Origin of the sequence: Shewanella sp. c952 (assembly GCF_019654975.1) — a bacterium.
GTDB lineage: Bacteria > Pseudomonadota > Gammaproteobacteria > Enterobacterales > Shewanellaceae > Shewanella.
Genome location: NZ_BPEW01000033.1, coordinates 30,351 through 50,375, shown reverse-complemented (window position 1 = coordinate 50,375; position 20,025 = coordinate 30,351). Strand labels below are relative to the sequence as shown.

Below are 20,025 nucleotides of genomic sequence, written 5' to 3'. Positions count from 1 at the left end.
CCATAGAGCTGTGGTCCCACCTGATCCCATTCCGAACTCAGAAGTGAAACACAGTATCGCCGATGGTAGTGTGGGGTTTCCCCATGTGAGAGTAGGTCATTTCCAGACGCTCAATTAAGTGAAAAAGCCACCTTATTAAGGTGGCTTTTTTGCGTTTGGAGTTTATAAATTAATAAAGTGCTTTTGAGTATTGATTAGTTGTCTTTAAAGGTAGCTTCTTCACTTAAGCAGGCATAAATGCCTACCTCGACGTCAATCCGCCGCTGAGCGGGATTCCCAGCTTCGTAACAAGTTACTCGCGCTACTAAGTCCATGAATGCGTTGCATTCAAAACCGGCCTTCTTCGCCCCCATGTATCCCCTGCGGGGATAATAGAGAGTAGGTCATTTCCAGGCGCCTAATACCGATAAATCCCTAGTGCTCTGCGCTAGGGATTTTTTCGTTTATCAGCTTTTGAATTACTGACTCGAACATGGGGAAATTGAAAGCGCATGCGAAGCATGCATCATTACATGTGATAGTAGGGCGAAGTGAGTGCGTTTATGCAGCGTAGCTTCATGCACTTATGTAGCGCGGAGAGCTCGCTCGAAGCTGGCCATTTCCAGGCGCCTAATTTCTCGTAAGAGAGTAGAAAGCCCGTTGCTAACGCAACGGGCTTTTTTACGTCTGCGATTTATAACTAATGAGCTGTTAAAGTATAGATACCACAACTAGCTGTAACGTAATGTTTTACGTGGAGTGATAATGCTAACCGGAGGAGTTTGGGTTAAAGCGTTAGCGTGCTGTTTGATAAACGCAACTCCAGCCTGTTTACCAAGTAAGTAATCAGATTGTAATGCAATTTTTTTGCTGCCGATTAACCTGCTTTTGAGACTCCGATTAGGGAATATTTGGATTATCTCAAGATCACTAGGTGGTGATTCTATAAATCGTAGTGCATCTCGGTAGGCATATTGGTGGTGTACAAAAAAATCGATTGCTTTAGGGCATTGGTTTGATGTGCAGATCCAAGATTTTAATCGATTTATCCATGGTGTATGAGCAGCATACTCTCTGGGTAAGGTGCGTAGCACGACTATTTTTTTAGCACCGCGCTTATAAGCCTCCTCCACAGGAAGTGGCGCAGAAAGCCCTCCGTCAACTTGATATTCATCATCAATTTTAACCCCTTCTTTATATAGCATGGGCAATGCACTTGATGCTTTAAGTAACGTCAGCCAATTGTCTTTATTCGGTTGGTAAAAGCTAGCTTGGTAATTTGAGCTGTTAGTCGTCGATATGAGTAATTGCCGACGGTTTAGCTCTTGATGACCCTTGTTTGTGTCGAGTTGAATGCTAGCTTTATATTTTGATTTGCTATTCACTTGGTCAAAGTACCAATCTAGATCAACCGTGTTTTGGCCCTTTAGTGGTCGGCTTAAGCTAAAAAACTTAGGATCGCTAGAAAACTCTGTGATTGTTCGATGCGCGAAGCCTGGCTGTTGGGTGATATAACTTGATAGGTTTTGTGCTCCGGCAGAGGTGCCGATTAATAAGCTAAAAGGATTAAAGTTTTGTTCTAGCCAGCTATCCAAAATCCCCGCGGTAAAAATACCTCGTTGCCCCCCGCCCTCAGCGACCAAAGCCGTTTGGGCTATGGGAGTATTAGTGTCACTAGTCATTATGGTTACTCTCTGGGATGTTAAAGCTAGGCCATAGGAAATACGATGGAAGCTTGGCTAGAATTAAGGAAAATTTAACGCTTACTCAGCTTGTTGTATAATTGATTAAACAAATTGCCCAGATAGAGTTTACCTATCACCTCTCTTTCATATGTGTCCGTTGCTGCATAGATGAGCTTTTTAGGGTTAATAGGAGCCGCTTTGTCTGCTAAATGTACTTGCTTTAACTGTTTTGATTGAAAAGAGAGCAGTCGATAACTTTTGCTTGAAAAAGTACTTTACCTTTTAGGCCAGTTTACGCATAATGCGTCTCGTCAACAGGGGTGTAGCTCCAATTGGTAGAGCGCCGGTCTCCAAAACCGGATGTTGTGAGTTCGAATCTCCCCACCCCTGCCAAATAAAGAAAAAGCCGAGCATTAGCTCGGCTTTTTTGCATCTAGGATTTAACTAAATGCTAGATGCCTTCACAAGCCTGCAAGTGAACTGTTATTCTTGTTTGTCTCTATTACCTTTGGTCTTATATGAAATCGAGCGATTACCTAGATGCGATGGGAGTTACCCGTTGGGTTAAACCAGAATTAAAGCCTGAATTATCTATGGTGCTAGTGAACCCTCGTAGGCTTACCGAAACGAGTAGTCCGATCATCACTAAGGTATTAGAGTTGATGGGCTACGATCGTGAGCATGTTCGCTTTGCTTCAAATGCTGAAGCCAATGTAAAAGTCATTTGGGATATGCGTGGCAAACAATCATCGGTTAGCACTGAGATGTTACTTTCTGCGCCAATTAATGAGATTGAAACGAATCCGGAAGCTAAAAAAGCGCTATGGCGCAATATGCAGCCATTTTTGAAGCGTAAGGGATCTTGATGAACCTTGTTGCTCTTTCTGGCAATTCTTCGTCTGAGATGGCTCTTATCGCCGCTAGCGCCCATAGTCACCCTATGACAGAGTCGACGATTAAGAGTTGTTTTGGTGAGCTTTATAGTTGCGTAGGCATTTACCAGAACGATGCATTATGTGGTTTTGCGATCCTGCATCAAATCTTTGAAGATGCGACATTGATGGATATCTGTGTAGAGCCTGTTCATCAAGGTAAAGGTTACGGTAAAGCGTTGCTTGATAATGTTATAAGCCTTGCTCGCAAAAAAGATGCGGAGGTACTAATGCTAGAAGTTCGTGAGTCTGCAGTCGGTGCACAAGCACTGTATGTTAGAGCAGGCTTTGAACGCTCAGGCGGTCGTAAAGGTTATTACAAAACTGATAGTGGCACCGAAGATGCTATTTTGATGTCTCTAGCTTTATAAATAAAAAAATAGCGCCAAACGGCGCTATTTTTATCTCTATTCCAATTAATCTGTTTAATCGGTAGAGCATAAGCAAAGTTATTTTACTTCTTTGCCCTGTGCTTGCAGATCAGCATGATAGCTTGAACGAACCAAAGGACCACAGGCTGCATGAGTAAATCCAATGCTTTCAGCTAAATCTTTCAGTTCATCAAATTCAGCTGGCGGCACGTAACGTTCAACCGGCAAATGGAACTTAGATGGCTGTAGGTACTGACCAAGTGTTAACATTTCAACGTTATGAGCACGCAGATCGTGCAATACTTGAGCAATCTCTTCATTAGTCTCACCAAGACCCATCATCAGACCTGATTTTGTTGGAACATCAGGGTGACGCTCTTTAAACTTTTTCAATAGATCAAGCGACCACTGATAGTTCGCACCTGGACGCGCTTTACGATAATGCATTGGTGCTGTTTCGAGGTTGTGGTTGAAAACGTCTGGTGGCTCAGTAGCCAAGATATCGAGTGCTTTATCGATACGACCTCGAAAGTCAGGGACTAATGTCTCAATCTTAATTTCAGGGTTGAGTAGACGAATTTCACGAATACAATCAGCAAAGTGTTGAGCACCACCATCACGAAGATCATCTCGATCGACAGAAGTAATAACCACATACTTAAGCTTCATGTCTTTGATGGTCTGAGCAAGCTTCTTCGGCTCCTCGCCATCAGGCTTAAGTGGGCGACCATGAGCAACATCGCAGAAAGGACAACGACGAGTACAGATAGCACCTAAAATCATAAAGGTTGCAGTACCATGGTTGAAACATTCCGAGAGGTTAGGGCACGAGGCTTCTTCACAAACAGAGTGCAGACCATTCTTACGCAGAGCCTGCTTTATCTCAGTGATACGTTGATTTGAAGCTGGCAGTTTTACCCGTAGCCAGTCTGGCTTTCTAAGCATTGTTTCACGCTCAGACGGCACAACTTTCACTGGAATGCGTGAAACTTTATCGGCATCTCTTAATTTAACGCCAGGTTGTAATCTTTCAGGCCTATTCATAATGACTCAGGTAATCCTTGATGGTGAACTAGGTCTGCTAAACCGAGCTCTTGGCTAAGGGTTTCAACTAATTGCTTGCCAGCCTCTTCAACGGTTTGCGGGCCGCCTAGCTGTTTGCATTGGATCATCTCCATACCGGCATAGCCACATGGATTGATACGTTGAAAAGGGGACATATCCATATCCACATTTAAGGCCAATCCATGGAAAGAGCATCCTTTTCTGATCCTAAGACCCAGAGATGCAATTTTACGCTCTTCAACATATACACCTGGTGCATCAGCTTTTGCGTAAGCTTCTACATCATAGCGTTTTAACATGTTGACGATGCTTTGTTCGATGTGAGTAACAAGTTGGCGCACGCCTACTTTCAGGCGCTTGATATCTAGCAGAGGATAAATAACCAGTTGCCCTGGGCCGTGGTAGGTAACTTGTCCACCACGATCAACTTGGATCACCGGAATATCTCCAGGATTCAAGATATGCTCGCTCTTACCTGCTTGGCCTTGAGTGAATACAGGCGTGTGCTCAACAACCCAGATCTCATCTTGGCTATTTTCATCACGATTATCGGTGTAATGCTGCATAGCATGCCACACCGATTCGTAATCTTGGCGACCCAAATGGCGAATATGCAAAGTGCTTTCTAGCAAGGGCAACCTCTCCCCTCAAATATAAGTGCCGCTATTATACGCCTCAAATTGATAAATGTAAGACAGATCACATTTATCAGTAATGAGTAATATTTATAAGACGCGCTTAACACCTTCAAGTTCGGCAAGTTGAGTGTACAATTTTTCTATTTGCTCTTTGCTTGTAACCGTCACACGGATAGTTACAGAGTAATAGGTGCCTTTGCTTGATGCTTTAGTAGAAGGTGCGTAATCGCCAGGTGCTAGACCCTGTACTACGGCAACAACGCGGTCTTGTAGGGTATCACTGGCATCACCGACAACTTTAAATGGGAAAGAAGCAGGAAACTCCATTAACTCATCAAATTTAGTATCTAACATTTTTTACTCTCGACAATTTCAATAACCTTAATATGGTGCTAATTATAACGAATTCAAGGTTAGTTATCTCGCTACAGGTAAATTCAGCAGGACTAAACGCAAGAAGCCACCCTAAGGTGGCTTCTGTCAGCGTTGATACTGTTAGCTAAACCAGCCTTCAAACATCTGCTTAAAGTAATCCATTAGCTGGCTAAACCAACTGCCTTCATTCACTTCTTGCAGTGTGACCAGCGGGAATTGAGCAATATCTTTACCATTTAGCTGGAAGTAGATACGGCCAACTGTTTCGCCTTTAGCGATTGGCGCCTTTAACTCTTTTGTTAGTTCAAAGTTAGCTTGCAAGTTTTTAGCTTGACCGCGACTAATCGTGATTGGGGTATCTGTAGTGACACCTAAATCGATTGTTTCTCTGTCGCCGTACCAAATTTTTTGGGTGACGAAGCTGTCGCCTGCTTGGTAAGGAGTTACAGTTTCAAAGAAACGGAAGCCATAGTTAAGTAACTTTTTACTTTCTGCTTTACGGGCTGTTTCGCTCTTAGTTCCCATAACCACAGAGATTAAACGCATGCCATCTTTTGTCGCTGAGGTCACTAGGTTGTAACCCGCGCCAGAAGTGTGGCCAGTTTTAATGCCGTCAACATTTAAGCTTTTATCCCATAAAAGCCCATTACGGTTATACTGTTTAATGCCGTTATAAGTAAACGATTTCTCTTTATAAACAGCATACTCTTCAGGGACGTCACGAATGATCGCCGCACCTAAGATGGCCATATCGTAGGCGGTGGTTTTGTGATTATCAGAATCAAGACCGTGAGAGTTTTCAAAGTAGCTGTCTTGCATGCCAAGCTGCTTCGCCCATGAATTCATTAGATCAACAAAGCCATCTTCGGTGCCAGCAATATGCTCAGCCATCGCAACACAAGCGTCATTACCAGACTGGATAATGATGCCTTTGTTAAGCTCTTCTACTGAGACAGTCTTGCCTACTTCGATAAACATTTTTGATGAATCGGGGAAGTTTTTTGACCAAGCATTCTTACTTATCGTTACTTCATCCGATGGCGATACATTGCCAACTTTAATTTCATGACCAATAACATAACTGGTCATCATTTTAGTTAAGCTGGCAGGATTAAGGCTTTCGTAAGCGTTGTTTTCAGCAATAATCTGTCCGGTATTGTAGTCCAAAAGGACATATGCTTTGGCTGCAACAGTCGGTGCATTAGGGGTTACTACAGGAGCTGCTTGTGCAGAAAAGGCGGCGACTGAGGTCGCGAGCAAAAGCGTTTTTATTGGTTGGTTTAATAAATTCATATTAATAATGCACGTCTTTATGTTTAGGTAAGATGAAAGCGAAGTTCCACAAAGTATATCATTAGTCGACAAGGTAATTCGCCATAGGTTCATTAATCTTGTTTCATTCAGTGATTAAATAGCTTTGTGGGTACCCCTGCTGTTTAAGTTTTTCCGTCAGTTTTGTGGCTAGCTGCTGTTGACCTATGGGCCCCAGTTGCAAACGGTATAAATTATTAGATTGTTGTAGGCGGCTATTAACTTGATACTTCTGCTCAAGATCTTTCGCAAGTAGCTCTAAACGGGACTTATTAGAAGATGCCACAACTTGGATAAAGTGAAGCTCAGTACCTTTAAGTTCTGCCAATGCTATTGATTCGGGATCTGCAATATAGATAACCTCTAGGCTAACATTTGCAGTGCCTGTTTTGAGCATGTCGAGTCTGTGAGCGGCAGCATAGGATAAATCAATAAGTCGATCTTCATGAAACGGGCCGCGGTCATTCACCCTAACAATGACTGTTTTGTTATTCTTAAGATTGGTGACTTTTACGTAACTCGGTAGCGGTAAGCTCTTGTGCGCCGCTGACATAGAGTACATATCATAGGTTTCACCGTTAGAGGTCAAATGGCCATGAAACTTACTGCCATACCACGAAGCAATCCCCTTAGCTTGGTAACCTTCACCACTATCCATTACTTGATAATTTTTGCCTAAAACCGTGTAGTTCTTTCTATTACCACCACGGCTATAAGGCTCAAATCTGGGATGTGCATCTTCAACTTTTGAAACGTCTGGAGCTGATGTTGGCGCTCTATCGTCAGCAATATCGTAACGGCTTTTATCACTACTCGAACAGGCTGCTAGCAAGCCGGCGATGCAGAGAATAAGGAGAAGATTAATACGTTGCATAAGCTTGCTTAAGTTCCTGGCTAAACTGGTATACCGCCATTGCGTATAAAGGGCTGCGGTTATAGCGGGTGATGACATAAAAGTTCTTCAGGCCTAACCAATATTCATCATGATCTTGCTGTTCAAGTTTGATCACTAGACCAGGCTGGGAAATATCGATGTCCATTGATTTAGCGAGTGCTACATTTGGAGATAATATGTCTGCAATTTGGTAGTGCATCTTCTCTCCAGCCCAAGTTTTCACTGTAGCAGGTAATGCTTTATTTAACGTTAATTCCAGCGCTACTGGCTGATTTTTCTGCCACCCATGCTGATGGAAGTAGTTGGCGACACTGCCAATGGCATCGACCGGGCTATTCAGCAGATCCCGGCTACCGTCCTTGTCAAAATCCACTGAGTAATGACGGTAGCTGGATGGGATAAATTGACCGAAGCCCATCGCACCAGCGTAGCTACCTTTTAGGTTGTTAATATCAAGGTTTTCTTCTTTGACAAGTTCTTGTAAATTGGCAAACTCTTTTCTGAAGAAAGTGGCTCTTGGCGGGTAGTGAAAGCCTAGGGTATATAAGGCATCTTTAACTGGGTAGTTGCCCATATAGCCGCCATAAAAGGTTTCAATCCCAATTATGGCTACAATAATTTGTGGGTCGACATCAAACTCTTTTGAGGCTCTTTTAATGGTGTCGGCATGCTCTTTCCAGAACTTAAGTCCAGCATCTAAGCGTTTTTCGGTTAGAAAAATGGGGTAGTATTGATGCCAAGGCTTAGCTTCCCATGGCTTGGTCATCGCATCAATGACTGCTTGGTTAAATTCAGCATTATCAATAAATGCCTGGGTTTCTTCGTCGCTAAAGCCTTTAGCGTTTTGAGTTTGCATAAACTCTGCTTTAAGTTCAGCAACATTAGGCTCGATTGGATCTGCTAATACGGAGCCTGATAGCAGAGTTAGCGCTATTGGCGCTAGAATACGATGCAACAGTTTCATCTGTTTTACAATCCTTATACTTCGACTGGCGCTTATCAATTCGACTGAATTTAAAAGCGCCATCGAGTGAATTTTTAACGTGAGTTCAGTTATCTATCAATAAAGCGTCTATGAGTATGGATACTCATTAAGATCCCAAATCCAGTCATTAATGTCAGCATTGAGGTACCACCATAACTTATCAATGGCAGAGGTACACCTACTACAGGTAATAATCCTGAAACCATGCCGATGTTTACAAAAATGTAAACGAAGAAGGTCAAAGTAATACTACCTGCCAGTAAGCGCGCAAAACTGGTTTGGGCACGAGAGGCGATAACTAGGCCGCGGCCAATAACATACAGATACAGTGTTAGCAGCAGTAAACTACCGATAAGGCCAAACTCTTCGCCAATCACTGCAAATATGAAGTCGGTGTGGCGCTCTGGCAAAAATTCGAGTTGCGACTGTGTTCCATCTAGCCAACCTTTACCCCATAGGCCACCAGAACCAATGGCAATTTTTGACTGAATAATATGGTATCCCGCACCCAGTGGATCTTTTTCGGGATCGAGCAGTGTCATGACGCGTGTGCGTTGGTAGTCGTGCATAAAGAAAAACCACAGAGCGGGCAGCATAGCTAACACCGCGCCGACACAGCCACCAACAATTCGCCAGCTCATGCCTGATAGAAATAGTACAAAAATGCCTGAGGCTGCAACTAAAATGGAGGTGCCCAAGTCTGGCTGTTTGGCAATAAGTAGAGTTGGTACTAATAAGATAACAATAGCACCAGCTAAATAGCGCTTTTTCGGTGGCAGTGGAAACTTACTGATATACCATGCCATGGTTATCGGAAACGCAAGCTTAATGAGCTCTGAAGGCTGGAACTCCATAAAGCCAAGGTTTAGCCAGCGCTGGGCTCCTTTGTTTATCTCACCAAAAAAGTGCACCCCGAGCAGCAGGATTATGCCCGCGATATAGATGGGAAATGCCCAGCGTCGCAAGATCTCAGGGTTTATTTGTGCCACAGCAAACATGATGACCAGTGATAGCCCCATACGAACTAACTGACGATCCATAAGCGCAAGATCTTCGCCACCTGCAGAGTAGATAACGACAAGCCCGAAGCCCATCAGTGCAAGCAAGCCGATTAATAGCGGCAGATCGATATGCAGACGTTGCCAAATATTAGGGCGGTTGTTATGAGCACTCATTTTTCGTCATCCCATGAATCTCTTAGTAAATACTCATCAAGCAGAGCACGTGCAACAGGACCTGCATTCGCGCCACCCCAACCGGCGTTTTCTAGCACAACAGCCAAAACGATTTTAGGATTCTTATAGGGCGCATAAGCAATAATTAAGGCGTTATCTCTGAGGCGTTCATCAATCGTATCGGCATCATACTTGGCGTCTTCGGCTACACTGAACACCTGCGCGGTACCTGTTTTCATCGCTGCTGTATATTTTGCATCCGTGAAACGTGATTTATGGGCTGTATCCCGCATTGCTTCGTTAATAATGTCCCAGTTCTTTGGGTCTTTAAGCACAATAGGCGCAAGCTCATCTGCGGGGGAATCGATTTTAGCGGTTTGATCCTGAATCGATTTGAGCAAATGCGGCACAAAACGACGGCCTTTATTTGCCATTATCGCTGTGGCATTGGCAAGCTGCAGTGGGGTAGTCGTCCAGTAACCCTGTCCAATACCGACTGATATAGTATCGCCAATATACCAAGGTTGGTTGTAGCGCAAACGCTTCCAATCTTTGGACGGCATGATCCCAGCGGACTCTTCAAAAATATCGACGCCGGTGCGCTCACCAAAACCAAATGGCTCCATAAAGTTGGCAATGGCATCAACACCTGTCTTATATGCTAAGTCATAGAAGTAGGTATCGCATGAGCTAACAATCGCACTGTTAACATCAACCCAGCCGTGGCCCCAACGTTTCCAGTCTCGGTATTTGCGCTCGACCCCAGGGATCTGCCAGAAACCAGGATCCCAAATACGAGTTTTGCGGTTTACTGTTTTATTTTCTAAGCCAAGTAAAGCAAGATGCGGTTTGACCGTAGATGCCGGCGCATACTGACCTTGGGTCGCACGATTGATCAACGGCTTTGATGTCGAATTAAGCAGTTCGTTGTAAGCTTTACTGCTGATCCCGTGTACAAACTGATTAGGGTCATAAGTTGGGCTTGATAATAGCGCTAAGATGCCTCCATCTCGAGGATCGATGGCGACTACTGAGCCTCTGCGTCCATTGAGGAGTTCCATGGCTTTTTTCTGTAGATTAAGATCTAAAGTCAGATAGATATCTTGACCAGGAGTTGGTGGCTCAGATTTTAATGTACGAATCGTTCGGCCTCGGTTGTTGACCTCCTCTTCGAGATGTCCAGGCTTTCCGAGCAGCATACTTTCATAAAACTTTTCGATACCTTGTTTACCGATATCCTTTGTTGCAGCGTAATTACTCCACTTGTTATTGCGTTCAAGTGAGCTTTTATCGCGGCTATTAATTTTCCCTACATAGCCCAGAGCATGAGTCATTAAGCCATTATAGGGATAGTGACGCTTAAGACCTGCTTCAATAGAAAAACCAGGGAACTGATGCTGATTGACGCTAAATTCGGCGACTTGCTCTTCGGTGAGTTTATTTTTGATGGTTAGCGGTTTGAAGCGTCGGTGATATTTAAGCGCTTCGATTACAGTCTCTTTTTCATCGTTAGATAGAGAGATGACTTGACTTAATTTATCTAGGGTTTGGCTGATGTCTTTGACTTTTTCAGGCACCATTTCCAATGAAAAGAATGGCTGGTTTTCTGCCAGTAATTGGCCATGCCTATCATAGATAAGACCGCGGCTCGGGGCGATAGGTACGACTCGGATACGGTTGTCGTTTGAGCGTGTTTCGTAATCTTTATAAGAGAGGATCTGTAACTGGTAGAGGTTGACAAGTAGCAAGCTCAGCAGAACGAAAACACAAAGGAAAGTAAATAGAGCGCGACGTTTAAACAGCGAGGCTTCAGCTGCATGGTCGTTCATGGTGATGCGCTTTCTAGGGGACACTTACATTTTCTCCTGCTCAAAAAAAGGTGGCAAGCACATATCTTATTCCTGCTAAGGTAAGACTAACTGAATGTAAAGTCGATATTATTCTCTGTGGTACGGATGATTATTGTTAATACTCCAGCCTCGATAAAGGCTTTCTGCAACAATCACTCTAACCAAAGGGTGAGGAAGGGTTAACGCTGATAAGCACCAGCTTTGCGCCGCTGCTTTTTTACAGTCAGGAGAGAGCCCTTCAGGTCCACCAATTAACAGACTAACGTCACGGCCATCGAGTAACCACTTGTTCATCTGCTGAGCCAGTTCGGGAGTCTTCAGGTTTTTACCTGGAAGATCGAGACTGACTATATGGTTGCCTTTAGGGATTGCCGCCAACATTAACTCGCCCTCTTTATGGAGGATACGAGCTATATCGGCATTTTTACCGCGTTTGCCAGCGGGGATTTCAATTAACTCAAGCGCCATATCTCGAGGAAAGCGGCGCTGATATTCCTTAAAACCTGTTTCGACCCAGTCTGGCATGCGGGTCCCAACTGCAACTAACTGAATTTTCATTATTCAGGTTTTTCTGACCATAGCTTTTCAAGCTGATAGAAGTCACGAGTTTGGTCTTGCATTACGTGCATGATGACATCGCCTAGGTCAACAAGAACCCATTCACTGCTTTCACGGCCTTCGACACCTAAAATCTTTAGGCCTGCACGTTTTGACTCAACCACTAGATTTTCAGCGATTGCTTTTACATGTGTTTTTGAGTTACCTGTACATACCACCATAAAATCGGCGATGTTAGATTTCTCTGATACGTCCATGACGACAATATCTTTAGCTTTAAGGTCTTCAACCTTATCGATTACAAATTGCTTTAGCTCGGCGCTTTCCACGCGGATACCCCATTAATTTTTAGACAGCGCGATAGTATAGCAGGTAATAGGTAGTAGATTAATAGCGAAGATTAGAAATAGTGACTTTAACACTTAAGATTTTTGTGATGAATTGCGGGCTTTTGGAGCATATAACTGATGCTGCTTTATATATAGTTGAATACAGACAGGTAAAGCGTCTTTGATTGTTAATCCTTGGTAGAGGTCTGCTCGTACTTGCGTGGATGAAAAAGGTTGCTCGGTGATCGAGACTAGGAAGATCTGCCCGCTGTTAGTCGCAATACTCGCTTCAATTGATTCAGTTTCAATTGGAGTGATGAGGGCACTCTGGTGTTTTTCCAGAACAGTATGCATGGGATGCTCAACTGACATATTTGAGCCTGGGCGCTGGCACACCACAAGATGGCACAGCTCAAATAAGGCTTGCCACTGATACCAGCTCTGCAGTCCTAAAAACGAATCCATTCCCATTAGAAAATAGAATTCATGTTGAGGATATTGTAGCTTAAGCTCTTGTAGCGTTGTGACAGTGTAAGAGGGGCTTTCTCGCAACGCTTCAATCGCACATAGTTTTAGCGGTGGAAAGGCTTCACATACAGCTTGAGCCATTGCGAGCCGATCATCGGTACTGACATGGGTGCCATTTTTGTGCGGCGGTATATGATTTGGCATCAACCAGACTTCATCTAATGCAAGTTGCTGTTGTACTTCAAGTGCGGGTCGAATATGGCCAAAGTGTATGGGATCGAAGGTGCCACCTAAAATACCAATTTTCATTAGTCGAGCGCTATATGTTTAAGTGCGTCGTGGGCGTTAGCATCAAACAGAAGACAAATGTGGCTCAGGCCAGTCCAATCCTCTATACCTTGCTGTTTAAGTTTTAACTCTAACGTTGATGAGGTCGATAATAGGGTTTCGACTTGAGCTAGAGATAAGCGTTTAATCGCTTGCTGATACAAAGGTTTTCGTTTGTCCCAAATACGCAACTTACTCCAGAGACCTTGTAAAGCTTGACCATTTGCTTCTGCTGTTTTGAGTTGCAGTAAAACGCTTAGTTCTTTGAAAAGTGACCAAAGTATTATTGGCATTGCTATGCCTTCACTTTTAAGCTGAGATAAAATATGTTGCGCTTTATCTTGCTGGTTACTCAACATCGCATCTGTTAGTTGAAAAACACTAAAGCGTGATTGGTCTTCAAAATACTGACTTAGCTGTTCAGGCTCGATTGGTGCCGTTGGGCTCAGTAGTTGTAAAAGCTGTAATGCTTGATCTGCTGCTAGCAAGTTTCCCTCATAGAGTGCAAATAGCATCTCTCGAGAATCACGCGATAACGTCAACGAGTAATGGCTAATCCTGCCATCTAGCCAACGTTGGAACTGAGCACCCTCAGGTGTGATACAAGGTACGTAAACGCCTTTTGCATCAAGTGATTTGAACCACTTACTCTTAGTTTGTTCCGCTGCTAGTTTAGGCCCTGTTAAAATCAGCAATACATCTGGGTTATCCATCTGCATTAATGATTGAAACATGGCGCTTCCCTCTGTACCCGGTTTTGCGGTAGGCAGACTCAGCTCAATGATACGGCGACTAGAAAATAAGCTCATCGCCTGCCATTGTTCAATTAATTCATTCCAACTGAATCCAGTCTCCTGAGTTAATTGAATCTTCTCATCGAAGCCTTGCTGTTTAGCGATTTGGTGTAGCGCTGTTCGGCTTTGGTCACACAGCCATGGATCGTCACCAAAGATAAGGCAACATTGTGGTAATGGGCTGATATTTCGCAGCAATTGATCTGGGTAGACCCGCATCAATTAACCTCTGTAGCTGCCAAAGTTTGAATAATACGGTCGGCCGCTTGGTTACGCATCTCTTTGAGTAGCAATTGCATCTCTCTACTTTTAGCGAGTGCTGTACGGGGATCGTCCAAATAGTCGCGATGAATGTCAACTTCAAAACGTTGAGATTCAGCTTTAGGCAGTTGCACGGCAAAGGAAACTTGGTAGATCAGTTCGTATTCGGCCACATTACCCGTAGGGTAGATAGACAAGGTAGAACGATCAAGCGAGTCGCTAATTATGCGGACTGTTGGAATGTTATCTGCCGGCTCAACAACTGCAATACTATTGAGTCTTAAACGTTCACGCACTAAACGAGTCAATTCACTGTACTCGTCTTGGCTGCTTAAGCTTAAGGTTTGCAATTGTTCAGGGATTGAATAGCTTCCCTGTAATTTAAAGCCGCAACCAGCACTAAGCAGTACGCTCAGTGCTAAGGTTGCTAAAAATATGCGTTTAATTAGCATAAGCTTTGTTTAGTCTTCCTTGTTTGCCCTTTGCGTTAAACAAAGAGCATAGGTCTATATTAGACTGCTTTAGTTAGCGACGATATTGAGCAGTTTGCCCGGCACGTAGATAACTTTACGAACGGTTTTGCCTTCAGTGTGCTTAACCACACCCTCTTCGGCCATACCCGCTGCTTCAACGGCTTCTTTACTCGCGTCAGCTGCAACAGTAATTTTAGCGCGCAGTTTACCGTTAACCTGAACGATGATTAGCTTGCTGTCTTCAACCAGTGCCGATTCATCAACCTCTGGCCATAGCACGTCTTCAATCGCACCCGTATTGCCAAGTTCATTCCACAAGCTAAAGCTAGTGTGAGGAATGATAGGGTAAAGCAGACGCGTTACAGCACTTAATGCTTCTTGCATTAATGCTCTGTCTTGCTCTGAATCAGTTGGTGCTTTCTGTAAGCGGTTCATCAACTCCATTACTGATGCAATGGCAGTATTGAACATTTGACGACGTTCAATATCATCACCCACTTTTGCGATAGTCTTGTGAAGTTCACGACGCAGTTCTTTTTGAGCGGCATTAAGTGATTTAACATCAAGCGCTACAGTTGGGCCTGCTGCAACATGATCGTGTGCTGTTTTCCACAAACGCTTAATAAAGCGGTGCGCGCCTTCAACACTTGATTCTTGCCACTCAAGCGTTAGCTCTGGTGGCGCTGCGAACATCATGAATAGACGTACGGTGTCTGCACCGTATTTATCAACCATCTCTTGTGGGTCGATACCGTTATTCTTAGACTTAGACATCTTGCTCATACCGGTATAAACCAGTTCATTACCTTCGCTATCAACAGCTTTTAAGGTACGGCCTTTGTCATCAGTTTCAAGTACAGTCACATCACTTGGTGCAACCCAAACGCGTGCGCCTTTCTCATTGTTATAGTAGTAAGCATCGGCTAATACCATACCTTGAGTGAGTAGTCGCTTAGCGGGCTCGTCAGAGTTAACCAGTCCTGTATCACGCAACAACTTATGGAAGAAACGGAAATATAATAGGTGCATACAAGCATGCTCGATACCACCAATGTATTGATCGACCGGTAGCCAGTAGTTTGCTTTAGCAGGATCAAGCATCTCATCTGCATGTGGGCTACAGTAACGAGCGTAATACCAAGATGACTCCATAAAGGTGTCAAATGTATCGGTTTCACGGAACGCTTCTTCGCCGTTAATAGTGGTCTTAGCCCACTCTTTGTCGGCTTTGATTGGGCTCTGAATGCCATCCATAACCACATCTTCAGGCAGGATAACTGGCAGCTGCTCTTCTGGTGTAGGCATCACAGTGCCATCAGCCAGAGTCACCATAGGGATAGGTGCACCCCAGTAGCGTTGACGTGAAACACCCCAGTCACGTAGACGGAAGTTCACTTGGCGCTTACCTTTGCCTACAGCACTAAGCTTGGCATCGATAGCATCAAAAGCCGCTTGGAAATCAAGACCGTCAAATTCGGCTGAGTTAAACAGCACACCTTTTTCAGTGTAGGCCTCTTCGCTGATATCTAGCTCGCTATCAACAGGCTTAACCACACCTTCGATAGTGAGGCCGTACTTCTTAGCGAATTCGTAATCACGTTGGTCGTGTGCAGGTACAGACATTACTGCACCAGTACCGTAGTTCATTAATACAAAGTTACCAACCCAGATAGGAACTTCTTTACCTGTCAGTGGATGGATAGCATTAAGACCTGTAGCAACGCCTTTCTTTTCCATCGCTGCCATAGCAGCTTCAGTGGTATCAGCGTTGTTACACTCTTCAATAAACTCAGCTAATGCTGGGTTATTGACAGCAGCTTGCTTCGCAAGAGGGTGAGCAGCTGCGATAGCCACGTAAGTGACACCCATAACGGTATCTGGACGTGTGGTATAGATATCAAAGCTTTGGTCACTATTGGCAACCTGGAAGGTCATTTCAATGCCTTCACTACGACCAATCCAGTTGCGCTGCATGGTCTTAACTTGCTCTGGCCACTCATCGAGCTGGTCGATATCTTTAAGAAGCTCGTCGGCATACTCAGTAATCTTGATAAACCACTGAGGGATCTCTTTTTGTTCAACCGTAGTATCACAGCGCCAGCAACAGCCGTCGATAACTTGCTCATTCGCCAGCACAGTTTCGTCATTTGGACACCAGTTGACGTTGGCGGTCTTCTTATAAACTAAGCCTTTTTCATAAAGCTTAGTGAAGAACCATTGTTCCCAACGGTAGTACTCTGGCGTACAGGTGGCTATTTCACGTGACCAGTCATAACCAAAACCAAGCATTTTAAGCTGGTTCTTCATGTAGTCTATGTTCTCATAGGTCCACGGCGCAGGTGCGGTATTGTTCTTAATCGCTGCGTTTTCAGCTGGCAGACCAAATGAGTCCCAACCAATAGGTTGTAGAACATTTTTGCCTTGCAGGCGCTGGTAACGTGCGACTACATCACCTATGGTGTAGTTACGTACATGGCCCATGTGTAGTCGACCTGAAGGGTAGGGAAACATAGAAAGGCAGTAGAACTTTTCTTTGTTTGCGTCTTCGGTAACTTCAAATGTCTTTTCGTCTTTCCAGTGCTGTTGCACTTTTTCTTCAATTTCAGAAGGAGTATATTGCTCTTGCATCAATCTATTTCCGGCCATGCCGCCTATTGTTTGATCTCGCGCTATTTCTACGCGAGTTATATCGACATAGAATAAACTAGAAGTGAGTCATTAAAAAGGTTCGTAGAAGGAGTATTTACTATGAGTGATAAAAGTACTGAGTTACTTTCGCTTTATGAGGCGCTTATTCAACAGATAAAAGCTCAATATGGTGATGATAACTCATTGACCGTAAAGAGTTTGTATCAGCAAACTCAGAGCAGTAAAGAATACTTGGCAATTAAAGAACAAGCAAAAGCAGAAGAGCTAGCTTTAGTTGAACAATTTTTAAAACGTGATATCGCCAGTTTTTTACAGGAGAAAAATGCCAAAGATCTGAGTCATAGCCCGACAATGATTACTGTAGAGAACACTTTATGGCATTGGCTTAGCGAAATTACCGATAGAAGTCAGGTGGAATGGCATGAAGTTGCGCAGGACTTTAAGCATCATGGTTATTATGAAACGGGCGAAATCGTCGGTCAGGGAACCATGGTTTGTACCGCTTGTGGCCATGAGGCAAAAATAGAGTTTCCGGGCGTTATTTCTGATTGCACCGAGTGCGACAACGGTGAGTTTACTCGCGAAGCATTAGCGCCGTAGTGGCATTAATTACTCTCTAGTCGATTAGCTAGTTGCTAGCGTGTTTGTAATGAACTTAGTTAGGCTGGTATCAGATAGGAATGCTTTTAGTTTTTTACGGGAGCATTATAGCCCTTTTACTTGAATAAGATCTTCAATAAAGGTTTTGGTTATTGTTATAAAAATACCCGCAACATGCGGGTATTTATGTTTAAAAGTAACTAATGGCTCTCATGAGCAAGAATGCTAAACAATAAACTGATTAAGTAGTGCTTCTTGCTCTTTTACTTGTTTCATTTGAGTCACCATTGCCAAATCAGCTTGGCTGGCATTTTCAGCAACTTCTACTGTAAGATCTTTAATGTTGGCTGTATTTTTATTCATCTCTTCAGCAACTTGACTCTGTTCCTCCGCAGCGCTTGCTATCTGAAGATTCATATCAGTGATCTCTTGAATACTTTGGCGAATGTCTTTGAGCGTATCATTTGCCGTCGAAGCTTTTTCTACGGTGTCTTTGGTCGTGCCACGGCTCTCATCCATGACATTAACTACAGCTGCAACTCCCGCCTGTAGCTTCTCAATTTTATCTTTAATCTCTGATGTCGATTCTTGAGTACGAGCTGCCAAACTTCTGACTTCGTCAGCAACAACAGCAAAGCCTCTACCTGATTCACCCGCTCTAGCGGCTTCAATTGCAGCGTTTAGTGCTAATAAGTTCGTTTGTCCGGCAATTTCATTAATAACACTAAGAATGGATTCAATGCTAACTGTATCAGCCTCTAGTTCTTTCACCACGTTACTTGCTTGTGCTATTTGTTCAGACAGATGGTCTATTGAGTTTGTTGTTTGATCCACTGCCATTGCCCCGTTACTGACGGCTGTATCAGCTTGTTGAACCGCAAATGCCGCTGTTTGAGCGTTGGACGCTACTTCTGAGGCGGTTACTGACATTTCATGCATAGCGGTTGCGAGCTGCTCAACCTCTTGAGTTTGTCGCTCCATAGCTCTCGATGCGGCTTGTGCTCCCTCTGCTGTCATTTCTGTACCTAGTGCAACGTCACCGCCGATAACTTTGACTTGCTGGATGAGACCTTGAAGCTTTATTACAAAGCGATTAAAGCTGTTAGCTAAACTGGCAAACTCCAAATCAGAATCAGTACTTAACCTTCTGGTTAAATCACCTTCACCAGAAGCAACATCTTCCATTGCTTGATTAAGTATTGCTAATGGTTTCATTAAACGTTTAATCAACCCTGCCATCAACAATGTAGCTAAAACTAACGCTAATAATGAATAGAAAATTGCATCACCGCGTAACTTGTCTGCTGCAGCGTAAATAACGCTTTCATCAAGTACCACTCCTAAGCTCCAATCTAAGCCAGATAAAGGGGTGAAAATAACACTATGCTCGTTACCATTTATTGTTATATGGGTAGTTTTCCGATTTATATCCAGTTGCTGTCCAAATACTTTGCTCATTGGTTGGCCATTCATACTAGCATCAGGGTAAGCAATAAAATTACCATCATTACCCACAATAAAGGCTTCGCCAGCGCCGAATAAGTTGGCTTTGTTACTAATGTCTGCGAGCGCTTTTAGACTTATATCTGCAAACATAGCCCCTTTAAACTCGCCATTATTAAACAGAGGCGCAGCAACTGAGACCAAGATCTCTCCAGTGCTTGCATCGGCATATGGCGCAGTGAATAACTGCTTGCCATGCTTTTTAGCCTCTTGGTACCACGTTCTCTTACGAGGGTCATAATTTTGCGGCTGCCAACTTAGTTCATTGCCGATGAAGCGCCCTGATTCTAGTCCCATACCCGCTAGAATAAAGTGTTTCTTGATAACAGCTTGGCCTAATACCTGTTGAAAGTTTTCATCTGAGAGATCGGCTTCAAATAATGCGGTAGCGAAACGAATCAGATCTGACTTTTCAGCCATAACAGATTCAATATTATTTGTCATTGAATCAGTAATTTCATTTACACTTTGTGTGACTTGATCATTTATCTGCTGTTTAACTTGAAAATATTGGTAGCTCGATAAGCCTCCCAAGGAGAATATTAAAATCAAACTCGCGCTGATAACTATTTTATGTAAAAACTTCATGCTAATCCCCAAAACTAACGGTACTAACGCCTTTTATGGTCAGCACCGAAAACGACACAGTCGACACATCTCCTTGTGATCGACTACAAATTATTAATACTTGTTTCAGTCATTACTATCGGCTAGATATTAAGGAATCTTTAGTGAATTGTCGCAAACAAGTATTATAAATGTGACTTTCGTATTGAAATCAGGGGAGTATTAAAAATTTAGT

19 protein-coding genes, 1 tRNA gene and 1 rRNA gene are annotated in these 20,025 nt (G+C 43.6%); 5 read left to right on the top strand and 16 right to left on the bottom strand.

Annotation, left to right across the window (positions count from 1 at the left end; all coding sequences use genetic code 11):
• Nucleotides 1-108 (top strand): 5S ribosomal RNA (gene rrf / locus K5R16_RS18005); the annotation flags it as partial.
• Nucleotides 109-710: 602 nt separating this feature from the next.
• On the opposite strand, the gene K5R16_RS18000 is transcribed toward rrf, so the two are convergent.
• Nucleotides 711-1,661 carry a patatin family protein gene (locus K5R16_RS18000; protein WP_220739186.1) on the bottom strand — a complete coding sequence of 317 codons (951 nt, stop codon included), beginning with the start codon at nt 1,659-1,661 and terminating at the stop codon, nt 711-713.
• 319 nt (nt 1,662-1,980) lie between these two features.
• On the opposite strand from K5R16_RS18000, the gene K5R16_RS17995 reads away from it, so the two are divergent.
• The 3 genes from K5R16_RS17995 (at nt 1,981) to rimI (ending at nt 2,967) form a co-directional block, all read left to right on the top strand.
• Nucleotides 1,981-2,057: transfer RNA gene (locus K5R16_RS17995), tRNA-Trp, on the top strand.
• Nucleotides 2,058-2,182: 125 nt separating this feature from the next.
• Nucleotides 2,183-2,530, top strand: a complete 348-nt coding sequence (locus K5R16_RS17990; protein WP_220739185.1) for a hypothetical protein — start codon at nt 2,183-2,185, stop codon at nt 2,528-2,530.
• Nucleotides 2,530-2,967, top strand: a complete 438-nt coding sequence (gene rimI, locus K5R16_RS17985) for a ribosomal protein S18-alanine N-acetyltransferase (protein ID WP_220739183.1) — start codon at nt 2,530-2,532, stop codon at nt 2,965-2,967. Before K5R16_RS17990 ends, rimI begins: the two co-directional genes overlap by 1 nt.
• 78 nt (nt 2,968-3,045) lie before the next feature.
• Here rimI and lipA read toward each other — a convergent pair whose 3' ends face one another.
• From lipA to leuS, 14 genes are all read right to left on the bottom strand, one after another.
• Nucleotides 3,046-4,011, bottom strand: coding sequence for a lipoyl synthase (gene lipA / locus K5R16_RS17980; protein ID WP_220739181.1), 966 nt, complete (start codon nt 4,009-4,011; stop codon nt 3,046-3,048).
• A complete protein-coding gene (lipB, locus tag K5R16_RS17975; RefSeq protein WP_220739178.1) occupies nt 4,008-4,664 on the bottom strand; it encodes a lipoyl(octanoyl) transferase LipB in 657 nt (218 codons plus the stop codon). Before lipB ends, lipA begins: the two co-directional genes overlap by 4 nt.
• 93 nt (nt 4,665-4,757) lie before the next feature.
• Nucleotides 4,758-5,024: a DUF493 family protein YbeD gene (ybeD, locus tag K5R16_RS17970; protein ID WP_020913943.1), complete on the bottom strand. Its 267-nt coding sequence runs from the start codon at nt 5,022-5,024 to the stop codon at nt 4,758-4,760.
• Nucleotides 5,025-5,165: 141 nt separating this feature from the next.
• The gene (locus tag K5R16_RS17965; RefSeq protein ID WP_044556056.1) at nt 5,166-6,338 is read right to left on the bottom strand and encodes a serine hydrolase; all 1,173 of its coding nucleotides are present in this window, start codon (nt 6,336-6,338) and stop codon (nt 5,166-5,168) included.
• Nucleotides 6,339-6,441: 103 nt separating this feature from the next.
• A complete protein-coding gene (locus K5R16_RS17960; RefSeq protein ID WP_220739176.1) occupies nt 6,442-7,230 on the bottom strand; it encodes a septal ring lytic transglycosylase RlpA family protein in 789 nt (262 codons plus the stop codon).
• Nucleotides 7,217-8,215 (bottom strand): lytic murein transglycosylase B, encoded by a 999-nt coding sequence (mltB, locus tag K5R16_RS17955; RefSeq protein WP_220739174.1) that lies wholly within the window; start codon nt 8,213-8,215, stop codon nt 7,217-7,219. Before mltB ends, K5R16_RS17960 begins: the two co-directional genes overlap by 14 nt.
• A gap of 89 nt (nt 8,216-8,304) precedes the next feature.
• A complete protein-coding gene (gene rodA / locus K5R16_RS17950; protein ID WP_220739172.1) occupies nt 8,305-9,411 on the bottom strand; it encodes a rod shape-determining protein RodA in 1,107 nt (368 codons plus the stop codon).
• A complete protein-coding gene (gene mrdA / locus K5R16_RS17945) occupies nt 9,408-11,264 on the bottom strand; it encodes a penicillin-binding protein 2 (protein ID WP_220739170.1) in 1,857 nt (618 codons plus the stop codon). The genes rodA and mrdA overlap by 4 nt, the downstream gene beginning before the upstream one ends.
• Before the next feature lie 84 nt (nt 11,265-11,348).
• The gene (gene rlmH, locus K5R16_RS17940) at nt 11,349-11,819 is read right to left on the bottom strand and encodes a 23S rRNA (pseudouridine(1915)-N(3))-methyltransferase RlmH (protein ID WP_220739168.1); all 471 of its coding nucleotides are present in this window, start codon (nt 11,817-11,819) and stop codon (nt 11,349-11,351) included.
• Entirely contained in the window at nt 11,819-12,148 is a 330-nt protein-coding gene (rsfS, locus tag K5R16_RS17935; RefSeq protein WP_020913936.1) for a ribosome silencing factor, read from the bottom strand. The genes rlmH and rsfS overlap by 1 nt, the downstream gene beginning before the upstream one ends.
• Nucleotides 12,149-12,241: 93 nt before the next feature.
• Nucleotides 12,242-12,925, bottom strand: coding sequence for a nicotinate-nucleotide adenylyltransferase (nadD, locus tag K5R16_RS17930; RefSeq protein WP_220739166.1), 684 nt, complete (start codon nt 12,923-12,925; stop codon nt 12,242-12,244).
• Nucleotides 12,925-13,956, bottom strand: coding sequence for a DNA polymerase III subunit delta (gene holA / locus K5R16_RS17925; protein WP_220739164.1), 1,032 nt, complete (start codon nt 13,954-13,956; stop codon nt 12,925-12,927). Before holA ends, nadD begins: the two co-directional genes overlap by 1 nt.
• The gene (gene lptE / locus K5R16_RS17920; RefSeq protein WP_220739162.1) at nt 13,956-14,450 is read right to left on the bottom strand and encodes an LPS assembly lipoprotein LptE; all 495 of its coding nucleotides are present in this window, start codon (nt 14,448-14,450) and stop codon (nt 13,956-13,958) included. The genes holA and lptE overlap by 1 nt, the downstream gene beginning before the upstream one ends.
• A gap of 69 nt (nt 14,451-14,519) precedes the next feature.
• Nucleotides 14,520-17,099 carry a leucine--tRNA ligase gene (leuS, locus tag K5R16_RS17915; RefSeq protein ID WP_220739192.1) on the bottom strand — a complete coding sequence of 860 codons (2,580 nt, stop codon included), beginning with the start codon at nt 17,097-17,099 and terminating at the stop codon, nt 14,520-14,522.
• 120 nt (nt 17,100-17,219) lie between these two features.
• Between leuS and K5R16_RS17910 the strand changes: the two genes are divergently transcribed.
• Complete coding sequence (locus tag K5R16_RS17910; protein ID WP_220739160.1) at nt 17,220-17,720, top strand: zinc ribbon-containing protein; 501 nt, start codon at nt 17,220-17,222, stop codon at nt 17,718-17,720.
• Nucleotides 17,721-17,945: 225 nt separating this feature from the next.
• Here the strand turns inward: K5R16_RS17910 and K5R16_RS17905 are convergent, their stop codons facing one another.
• Nucleotides 17,946-19,811, bottom strand: coding sequence for a methyl-accepting chemotaxis protein (locus K5R16_RS17905; protein WP_220739158.1), 1,866 nt, complete (start codon nt 19,809-19,811; stop codon nt 17,946-17,948).
• Nucleotides 19,812-20,025 lie beyond the last annotated feature (214 nt).